This window comes from Pseudomonas sp. P5_A2_2 (assembly GCF_054177685.1).
On sequence record NZ_JBGCUL010000006.1, the window covers coordinates 1 to 10138 of the forward strand.

Sequence of the window (10138 nt, forward strand, 5' to 3'; positions counted from 1 at the left end):
ACCCACAACCCTGTGGGAGCGAGCTTGCTCGCGATGGCGTCCTAAATGACTCAACACCCAAGGCCTGGCCGCTCTGGCACGGGCCTTGCCTACCCATCATTCAGGATTTGCACCCAACCCGTCGCACCCGAAAGTCCAAAAGATCGAACAATAAAAAATAGAGAGGACTTATGACTACTTCTTCCACACAGCTCAAACCTACACTCGGCACCCTGCATCTATGGGGCATTGCCGTCGGCCTGGTGATTTCCGGCGAGTACTTCGGCTGGAGTTACGGCTGGGGCACCGCAGGCACACTGGGTTTTCTCGTCACCGCACTGATGGTGGCGACGATGTACACCTGCTTCATTTTCAGCTTCACCGAACTGACGACTGCGATTCCCCACGCTGGCGGGCCGTTTGCCTATAGCCGCCGGGCCTTTGGCGAAAAAGGCGGGTTGATCGCCGGCATCGCCACCCTGATCGAATTCGTCTTTGCACCACCGGCCATCGCCATGGCCATCGGCGCCTACCTCAACGTGCAATACCCGGAACTGGACCCGAAGATCGCCGCCGTTGGCGCCTATTTCGTGTTCATGGGCCTGAACATCCTCGGCGTCAGCATCGCCGCCACCTTCGAGTTGGTGGTCACTGTGCTGGCGGTCGCTGAACTGCTGGTGTTCATGGGCGTGGTCGCCCCGGGCTTCAGCTTCAGCAACTTTGTACTCAATGGCTGGTCGGGTGCCAATGAATTCACGATGGGCTCGATTCCCGGTATTTTCGCCGCCATTCCCTTCGCGATCTGGTTCTTTCTCGCGATCGAAGGTGCAGCCATGGCCGCCGAAGAAGCCAAGGACCCGAAACGCACCATCCCCAAAGCCTATGTCAGCGGCATTTTGACCCTGGTGTTCCTGGCCATCGGCGTGATGGTGATGGCCGGTGGTGTCGGCGACTGGCGTCAACTGTCGAACATCAACGATCCGTTGCCTCAGGCGATGAAAGCCGTGGTCGGCAACAATTCGTCCTGGATGCACATGCTGGTGTGGATCGGTTTGTTCGGCCTGGTGGCGAGCTTTCACGGGATCATTCTTGGCTATTCACGGCAGTTCTTCGCCCTGGCTCGCGCCGGTTACCTGCCCAAAGGCCTGGCCAAACTCTCGCGCTTCCAGACTCCGCACCGGGCAATTCTGGCCGGCGGTGTGATCGGCATCGCGGCGATCTACAGCGACGGTCTGGTCAACCTGCAAGGCATGACCCTGACGGCGGCAATGATCACCATGTCGGTATTCGGCGCCATCGTGATGTACATCATCAGTATGCTGAGCCTGTTCAAACTGCGTAAAACCGAACCGAACCTGGAACGCACCTTCCGCGCCCCGGGCTATCCGATCGTACCGGGGATCGCGCTGTTTCTGGCGGTGGTGTGCCTGGTGGCGATGGCCTGGTTCAACACCGTGATCGGCCTGGTTTTCCTCGGTTTCATGGTTGCCGGTTACCTGTACTTCCAGTTGACCGCCAAGCAACGTTCCGAGGCACCGGCAGACGCTATGCTCGAAGGTATCTAAATGCACCGGCACCGGGCCGCGAGCCTGGTGCCTGCATTATTGAAGTGCATGCAATTCCCTTGTGGGAGCGGGCTTGCTCGCGAAGGCGGTGTGTCAGTCAGCACATGTGGCGGATGCAAGACTGCTATCGCGAGCAAGCTCGCTCCCACAGAACAGCGCATCGAATTTTTGAATTGATCAGGAGGCCCCGCCCCATGGCCGTATATGCCCATACCGTCGGCGCCCAGACTTACCGCTTCGACAGCCTCAAGGATGTGATGGCCAAGGCCAGCCCGGCGCGCTCCGGGGATTTTCTGGCCGGCGTCGCGGCCCTCAATGACGGCGAGCGTGTCGCGGCACAGATGGCTTTGGCCGACACGCCGCTAAGCCACTTCCTGCAGGAAGCGCTGATCCCCTACGAATCCGATGAAGTCACCCGCCTGATCATCGACACCCATGACAAACAAGCCTTCGCGGTCGTCAGCCACCTCACCGTCGGCGGCTTTCGCGACTGGCTGCTCAGCGATGCCGCCGACGAACAGGTCCTGCGCGCCCTGGCCCCCGGCCTGACTCCGGAAATGGCCGCCGCCGTGTCGAAGATCATGCGTGTGCAGGATCTGGTACTGGTGGCGCAAAAAATCCGCGTGGTTACACAGTTTCGCGGCACCCTGGGCCTGCGCGGTCGACTGTCCACACGCCTGCAACCGAACCACCCCACCGACGAACCGGCCGGTATCGCCGCAAGCATTCTCGACGGTCTGCTGCACGGTAATGGCGACGCAATGATCGGCATCAACCCCGCCACCGACAGCATCGCTTCGATTTGCGCCATGCTGGAGATGCTCGACGCGATCATCCAGCGCTACGAAATCCCGACCCAGGCTTGTGTGCTGACCCATGTCACCACGTCGATCGAAGCGGTCAATCGCGGCGTCCCGCTGGATCTGGTGTTCCAGTCGATCGCCGGCACCGAAGCGGCCAACGCCAGTTTCGGCATTAACCTGAGTATATTGAGGGAGGGCCATGACGCCGGTTTGAGTCTGAATCGCGGTACGCTGGGCCAGAACCTGATGTACTTCGAAACCGGTCAGGGCAGCGCCCTGTCGGCCAACGCCCACCATGGCGTCGATCAACAAACCTGCGAAACCCGGGCCTACGCCGTCGCGCGTCATTTCAACCCGTTCCTGGTCAACACCGTCGTCGGTTTCATCGGCCCGGAATACCTGTACAACGGCAAACAGATCATCCRCGCCGGCCTGGAAGACCACTTCTGCGGCAAGCTTTTGGGCGTGCCCATGGGTTGCGACATCTGCTACACCAACCACGCCGAAGCCGACCAGGACGATATGGACACCCTGCTGACCCTGCTGGGCGTCGCCGRGATCAACTTCATCATGGGTATCCCCGGCTCCGACGACATCATGCTCAACTACCAGACCACCTCGTTCCACGATGCGCTCTACGCCCGGCAGACCCTGGGGTTGAAGCCCGCGCCGGAGTTCGAGCAGTGGCTGGCGAAAATGGGCATCTTCACCCAGGCGGACGGCCGGGTTCTGTTTGGCAACAGCCTGCCGCCGGCCTTTCGCCAGGCATTGGCGCAACTGGGATGAAAACTGACATGGATAAACTACCCTTCGATCCCCACAATCCATGGCTGGAACTGCGACGCCTGACACCGGCGCGAATTGCCCTGGGCCGAACCGGCACCAGCATTCCCACTCGCGCACAACTGGACTTCCAATACGCCCATGCTCAGGCGCGGGATGCGGTGCACTTGCCGTTCGATCATGCGGCACTCAGCTCACAACTGGCCGAACGCGGACACGAAAGCCTTGTACTGCACAGCGCAGCGATCGACCGCAACAGTTACCTGCAACGCCCGGACCTGGGACGAAAACTGAGTGACGCATCGGCAAAGACCTTGCGTGAATACGCTTCGGCGCATCCTGGCGGGGTCGATTTGGTGATAGTGATCGCTGACGGCCTGTCGGCACTGGCCGTTCATCGCCATACCCTGCCCTTTCTGGCGCGCCTCGAAGAACAGATTGCAGCGCAAGGCTGGACGGTAGCGCCGGTGATTTTGGTGGAACAGGGGCGCGTGGCGGTCGCTGACGAAATCGGTGAATTGCTCGGAGCGAAAATGACCGTGATCCTCATCGGCGAACGCCCTGGCCTGAGCTCCCCGGATAGCCTGGGTTTATATTTCACCTACAATCCCAAGATCGGCCTTACCGATGCCTACCGTAATTGCATCTCCAACGTGCGGCTTGAAGGCCTGAGTTACGGCATGGCGGCACACCGTTTGCTTTATTTGATGCGCGAAGCCTGCCGGCGGCAGTTGTCAGGGGTCAATCTGAAGGATGAAGCGCAGGTTCAGACACTGGAGTCGGACGCGCAAGCCGACATGAAAGGTAATTTCCTGCTTGGCCCGCCGAATGCCTGAACCGCTTGCGCGTTGCACATTCGTACCAGTTTCAGGCAGGATCGTGGCACGGCCGCCAAGGGTTTCCCATCGCCGTCAGAGACGTAAGACAGCCACTTGAAGACGAGACCTACCATGCGGATTATTCAAGCGACCCTCGAACACCTGGACCTGCTGACCCCGTTGTTCGTCAAATATCGCGAGTTTTATGGTTCCCTGCCGTATCCGGACTCGTCCCGGGCGTTCCTCGAAAAGCGCCTGCGCCGCAAGGAGTCGGTGATCTACCTGGCGCTGTCCGATGACGACAGCAACAGACTGATGGGTTTCTGCCAGCTATACCCGAGCTTCTCCTCGCTTTCGCTCAAACGCGWGTGGATCCTCAACGATATTTATGTCGCCGAGGATGCCCGCCGCCAGTTGGTGGCCGACAACCTGATCCGCACCGCAAAAAAAATGGCCAAGGAAACCAATGCCGTGCGCATGCGTGTTTCCACCAGCAGCAACAACGAAGTCGCGCAGAAAACCTATGAGTCCATCGGATTCAAGGAAGACACCGAATTCAAGAACTATGTGCTGCCGATCAGCGACGAACTCTGAATCACCTGCACCTGTGGGAGCGAGCCGGCTCGCTCCCACGGGTTCGGTATCAAGCCATCGGTCTTGTCATGACATTCCCCGCTACAATCTCGACGCGATTTTCACCTCTCGCCTCGTATAATCCCGAACTCCCCGGCTTGTAAGAAAAACTACCCTTATCCGTAGTCTTACGCGAAGTCATCCGCACAGGCCTGCTGAGTCGGGCCATTACCACAGGTGCTTTCCATGGATTTCAACCCGATCGACATCGTCCTGCATCTCGACGTCTACCTCGACATGCTTGTAACCAACTACGGGGCATGGATCTACGCCATCCTGTTTATGGTGATCTTCTGTGAAACCGGTCTGGTGGTCATGCCCTTCCTGCCGGGCGACTCCCTGCTGTTCATTGCCGGCGCCGTGGCGGCCGGTGGCGGCATGGACCCGGTACTGCTCGGCGGCCTGCTTATGCTCGCGGCGATTCTGGGTGACAGCACCAACTACATCATCGGACGAACGGCGGGTGAAAAACTGTTCAGCAATCCGAATTCGAAGATTTTCCGCCGCGATTACCTGCAACAAACCCACGATTTCTACGACAAACATGGCGGCAAAACCGTGACCCTGGCGCGTTTCCTGCCGATCATCCGCACCTTTGCACCGTTCGTCGCCGGTGTCGGGAAAATGCCTTATCCGCGTTTCTTCGCCTTCAGTGTCTTCGGCACTGTTTTGTGGGTCGGCGGGCTGGTGACCCTCGGTTACTTCTTCGGCAACGTGCCGTTCATCAAGAAGAACCTGTCGCTGCTGGTAGTCGGCATCATCCTGCTCTCGCTGGTGCCGATGATCATTGGCATGGTGCGTAACCGCCTTGCGGGTTCGAGCTCCAAAGCCGAATCGCGATGACACGATGTGGTCCCTGAGCGCCTGGCGTCGCCGGCGCACCCTGGCCAGGCACCCGATTGCCGATGACATGTGGCAACGGGTGCGCCATCACCTGAGTTTTCTCGATGGCATCAGTGCCGCCGAAGACCAATGGCTGCGCGAAGCCTGCGTGCTGTTCCTCGAAGACAAGCATCTGACCGCCCTGCCCGGTGTCGAACTGCATCAGGAGCAACGCTTGCTGCTCGCGGCCCAGGCGCAACTGCCGCTGCTGAACCTCGGCGACCTGAACTGGTATCAGGGCTTCCACGAAATCATTCTCTACCCCGACGACTTCCTCAGCCCCCAGCGCCATCGCGATGTCGGCGGCGTCGAGCACGAATGGGTGGGTGAGCACAGCGGTGAAGCGTGGCAGCAAGGCCCGATCATCCTTGCCTGGCCGGGCGTAATGGCCAGCGGAGGCTGGGAAGGCTACAACCTGGTCATCCACGAACTGGCGCACAAACTCGACATGCTCAATGGCGTCGCCAACGGCTTGCCGCCGTTGCACCCGGACATGCGGGTCAGCGACTGGGCCAGCGTCATGCAAAAGGCCTACGACGACCTCGACCGGCAACTGGAACGCAATCCCGATGCCAAAACTGCCATCGACCCGTATGCCGCCGAAAACCCTGCCGAGTTCTTCGCCGTCACCAGCGAATACTTCTTCAGCGCCCCGGATTTGCTGCACAAGGCTTATCCACAGGTGTACCAGCAGCTGAAGTTGTTCTATCGCCAGGACCCGCTGGCGAGGTTGAAGCAACTAAAGGCGCATGACCCTGTCTATCAGGCACACCAGTGAGCGCCATACGACTTCTGGTGCGTGGCGTCGATCCAGGAATATGCCTATAATCGCCGCCACTTTTTGGTCAATCCGGCCAAGTATTTCTGGTCAACTAACGGGGGCAACGCCCAATGAGCTACAGCAAGATTCCGGCTGGCAAAGACCTGCCGAACGACATCTACGTCGCGATCGAGATTCCGGCCAACCACGCGCCGATCAAATACGAAATCGACAAAGACAGCGATTGCCTGTTCGTTGACCGTTTCATGGCCACCCCAATGTTCTACCCGGCCAACTACGGTTACATCCCGAACACCCTGGCTGACGACGGTGATCCCCTCGACGTGCTGGTCGTAACCCCTTACCCGGTTGCTCCAGGTTCGGTGATCCGCGCGCGTCCGGTCGGCATCCTGAACATGACCGACGATGGCGGCGGCGATGCCAAGGTCATCGCAGTCCCACACGACAAGCTGTCCCAGCTGTACGTCGACGTGAAGGAATACACCGACCTGCCAGCGCTGCTGATCCAGCAGATCGAGCACTTCTTCGCGAACTACAAAGATCTCGAAAAAGGCAAATGGGTGAAGATCGAAGGCTGGGCCGGCGCAGACGCCGCCCGCGACGCGATCACCAAGTCGGTTGCTGCCTATAAAGGCTAAGTCCGGCTGCAGGCTTTCAGCTGCAAGCGCCCACAAAAAACCCCGGGAGATCCGGGTTTTTTTGTGGGCGCTTGATAAGCACGCCAAACACATCGTTTAAACAGACCGTCCAATGGTTTTTGCTTGTTTAACTCCCCCCAAGAATGTCTTACATCCGGTCGTAAATTACCCGCGAAATTTGAACGAGGTGTTTATTCAAACCCTGGTTAGCCGTCAGTAGACTCGCGTTCATGAAAAAGAACACTAGCGGCCCACGCTTTAAAGCGCTCCTTGCAGCAGCGAACATCACGACCACAGGATTTGCCGAATTCCTGGATACGGCTCCGCAAAATGTACATAACTGGTACACCCGCGGTGTGCCCGCCCATTGCATGGAAGAAGTCGCCAGAAAACTCTCCGTCAGCAGCGACTGGCTGAAAACCGGCGAAGGCTCGAAAGATGCCCAGCACCTGCGCCTGCTCGACGAATCCGGCAACACCTTCGATGCCCAAACCATCCGCGGTGTCTACACGGTCATCGAGCCTGTCGACGTCGAACTGCCATTCCTCAAGGAAGCTGTCACCGCCCCGGGTTCCAACAAAACCCACGTCATAGAAGACCCCGAGAAATCCATCCGCCTGCCCCGCAGCCACCTCGATTCCCTGGAAATCAACCACGCCGACGCTATCTGCGCCCTTATGAGCGGCAATAGCATGGGGGAAAAAATCGAAGACGGTTCGACCCTGGCGATTGACCGTGGCCTGACCCAGATTGTCGATGGCGAGATCTACGCCATCGAACATGACGGCATGCTGCGCATCAAGTACCTGYACCGTCTACCGGGCAATTCCCTGCGACTGCGCAGCCACAACCGCGCCGAATACCCGGACGAAATCTTCAGGGCCGCACAAATCGAAGAGCAGAACATCAGGGTGCTGGGTTGGGTGTTCTGGTGGTCGACCCTGAACAAACGACGGCCGGCGGTGCCATTTCTTTAAGGCATCCCAGAACAGCCATCGGCCACCCACCCGGGTGGCCGATGGCTCTGCCCGGCACTTCCCGCTGGGAATTTCCCTCAAACCTGCGTATGCTGCGCCCCACATTTACGCATCGACCCGCCCCGCGGCCCAGATGCACTGACCTGACAGATGACTTTCTCACCAGGTCCCACAGCCGGACGCAAGATCCGGGTGTACGTTTTGAAGGCTGGCGCGGTTTACCAAAAATGATCCAAGCCAGTCCCCGAGAAGCCGGCCACAAGCCGGCTTTTTAATGCCTGAAAGAAAATGATCAACGACAAAAATCACTCAACGCCTTCAATATTCAGCGCATAAAACTCCTGCAGTTTGGCTTGCAACAATTTCTTGTCTGGCAATTGGGTGTGGTACTCCGCGATCAAGGCAGGCGACAGTGAGCGGTTCAGGGCGTACTCGACGATTTCGTCCTCTTTGCTCGCGCACAGCAATACGCCGAGCGCCGGGTTTTCGTGTGGCTTGCGGACATTGCGGTCCAACGCTTCAAGATAAAAATCCATCTTCCCCAGGTATTCCGGTTCAAAGCGCCCGACCTTGAGTTCGATCGCCACCAGGCAGTTCAGCCCACGGTGGAAAAACAACAGATCCAGCGCAAAGTCACGCCCACCTACCTGCAACGGATATTGCGAACCCACAAAGCAGAAGTCCCTGCCCAGTTCGATCAGAAAATCCCTGAGCTTATGCAGCAGGCCTCCGTGCAAATCTGTCTCTGCATGACCACGCTCCAGAGCCAGAAACTCGACCACGTAGGCATCCTTGAACACCTCCAGGGCTTGGGGATGAATTTGTCTCAGCGGTGCTGAGACTTTTGCCGGGCTGACCACTGAACGTTCAAACAGAGCGGCCTTGAACTGCCGCTCCAGTTCGCGGCTCGACCACTTCTCCTGGATTGTCATGCGCAGGTAAAACTCACGCTCCTCCGGGTGTTTGCTCTGGTTGAGGATGATCAGATTCTGGGTCCAGGGTAATTGTGTCAGCAGTGCTGACACTTTTTCATCACCCCTGTACGCCTCATAGAACTGGCGCATTCGAAATAGATTTCGTCGCGTAAACCCACGCAGTCCAGGCTGTGTACGCTCAAGGTGCATAGCCAACTGGGCAACGACTCCATCACCCCACTCCGCCGCTTCAATTTTGCAACTGATGTAGGCCCCAACCTGCCAGTGCAGCTCAATCAGCTCTGTGTTGACCGCCTGCATAGCGCGTTGTCGCGCGGTCACAATCAGTTGGGTAATTTCGCTGAAAGCTGAATCGAGGGAGGTATTGCCAGGAAGGTCATTCACGTCAGGGCATTTCCATGTCAGTTGGAGGGCCCTTTCAATTACTCCTGATGCCGATGCAGGAACATTCACAATGTATTTCTGCATGAAACAACGCTAATAGGCCTCCACCTCGCCGTGTGCAAAGCCTGCGCAAGTTACACCTCAACCTCACGGATAGCTGAACCCCTTCACCAACGTCAACTCCCCCACCGCACGCATCGGCACCAGGAACGTCTCCATCTTCTCGCTCGGCGTTCCTTCCTCGGTAATCACCGTCACCTGCGCCGTGGTCAGCGCTTGCACCGCGTCTTCCTGCCCCTCTTCATCACTGCTGTACCCGCCGCCGAAGTAGTTCACGTAGACCAGATATTGGCCCTTGATCGGTGCGGGCATGGCGAAGATTTCCGGGCCGTAGCCAGTGGTGACGTCGACGTCGAGCGCAGCGCCGTTGGGGGCGACGCGGTCGCCGTACCAGATGTGCGCGCCGTCGGGGGTGATCAGGTGCAGGTCGAGGTCGGTGTTGTCGCTGTCCCAGGACAGCAAAACGCGCAATTTGGCCGGGGTCGCACCGCCGCTGCTGTTGAGAAACTGCGTGCGGTGACGTTGTTGGCCATCAGGGCTGCGAACCTCGACGCTGTTGCTGCCGTTGGGGAACGAGAACGGGCGATCGAAGCGGCCGGCCGGGTCGATTTTCAGCGGCATGCTCACCCCGTTGACGATCAGCCGGCCGGGCTCTGTGGATTTTGGCGTGGCTTTGATCTGCCCACTGATGCGAGCGGTGTTGGCCTGCCCTGCCGGGGTGTTCACCGACGAGGCCGGATAGTTGACGGTCTGCCTGAAGTTTTCCCCTTCGCCCTCAGGCGCGCCGGCGCGCCAACCGCCTGCGGGGGTATCGAGTCTGACGCTGTCCGCCGCCATCACCGATGGCAACGCCACCAGCGAACAGATAAACAGCAAGACCTGTGGATAACGGAGTTTCAT

General features: G+C 58.7%; 10 protein-coding genes. 8 read left to right on the forward strand and 2 right to left on the reverse strand.

Going from position 1 to position 10138, the window contains the following annotated elements:
- The first annotated feature begins 170 nt into the window (after positions 1-170).
- From eat to ACXRVY_RS01830, 8 genes are all read left to right on the forward strand, one after another.
- A complete protein-coding gene (gene eat / locus ACXRVY_RS01795; protein ID WP_223460858.1) occupies positions 171-1544 on the forward strand; it encodes an ethanolamine permease in 1374 nt (457 codons plus the stop codon).
- 194 nt (positions 1545-1738) lie between these two features.
- A complete protein-coding gene (locus ACXRVY_RS01800; RefSeq protein WP_458236978.1) occupies positions 1739-3133 on the forward strand; it encodes an ethanolamine ammonia-lyase subunit EutB in 1395 nt (464 codons plus the stop codon).
- 8 nt (positions 3134-3141) lie between these two features.
- Positions 3142-3966, forward strand: a complete 825-nt coding sequence (gene eutC, locus ACXRVY_RS01805) for an ethanolamine ammonia-lyase subunit EutC (protein WP_223460854.1) — start codon at positions 3142-3144, stop codon at positions 3964-3966.
- Positions 3967-4080: 114 nt separating this feature from the next.
- Positions 4081-4542 (forward strand): GNAT family N-acetyltransferase, encoded by a 462-nt coding sequence (locus ACXRVY_RS01810; protein ID WP_458236979.1) that lies wholly within the window; start codon positions 4081-4083, stop codon positions 4540-4542.
- Positions 4543-4767: 225 nt separating this feature from the next.
- A complete protein-coding gene (locus tag ACXRVY_RS01815) occupies positions 4768-5424 on the forward strand; it encodes a DedA family protein (RefSeq protein ID WP_046041661.1) in 657 nt (218 codons plus the stop codon).
- Between the two features lie 4 nt (positions 5425-5428).
- Positions 5429-6241: a M90 family metallopeptidase gene (locus ACXRVY_RS01820; RefSeq protein ID WP_223460849.1), complete on the forward strand. Its 813-nt coding sequence runs from the start codon at positions 5429-5431 to the stop codon at positions 6239-6241.
- A gap of 113 nt (positions 6242-6354) precedes the next feature.
- Positions 6355-6882, forward strand: coding sequence for an inorganic diphosphatase (gene ppa, locus ACXRVY_RS01825; protein WP_007894323.1), 528 nt, complete (start codon positions 6355-6357; stop codon positions 6880-6882).
- A gap of 230 nt (positions 6883-7112) precedes the next feature.
- On the forward strand, positions 7113-7859 hold the full coding sequence (locus ACXRVY_RS01830) for a S24 family peptidase (RefSeq protein WP_458236980.1): 747 nt from the start codon (positions 7113-7115) through the stop codon (positions 7857-7859).
- Positions 7860-8164: 305 nt separating this feature from the next.
- On the opposite strand, the gene ACXRVY_RS01835 is transcribed toward ACXRVY_RS01830, so the two are convergent.
- Together ACXRVY_RS01835 and ACXRVY_RS01840 are read right to left on the reverse strand one after the other, a co-directional pair.
- Complete coding sequence (locus ACXRVY_RS01835) at positions 8165-9178, reverse strand: PDDEXK nuclease domain-containing protein (protein WP_223460845.1); 1014 nt, start codon at positions 9176-9178, stop codon at positions 8165-8167.
- 147 nt (positions 9179-9325) lie between these two features.
- Positions 9326-10138, reverse strand: coding sequence for a YfaP family protein (locus tag ACXRVY_RS01840; protein ID WP_223460842.1), 813 nt, complete (start codon positions 10136-10138; stop codon positions 9326-9328).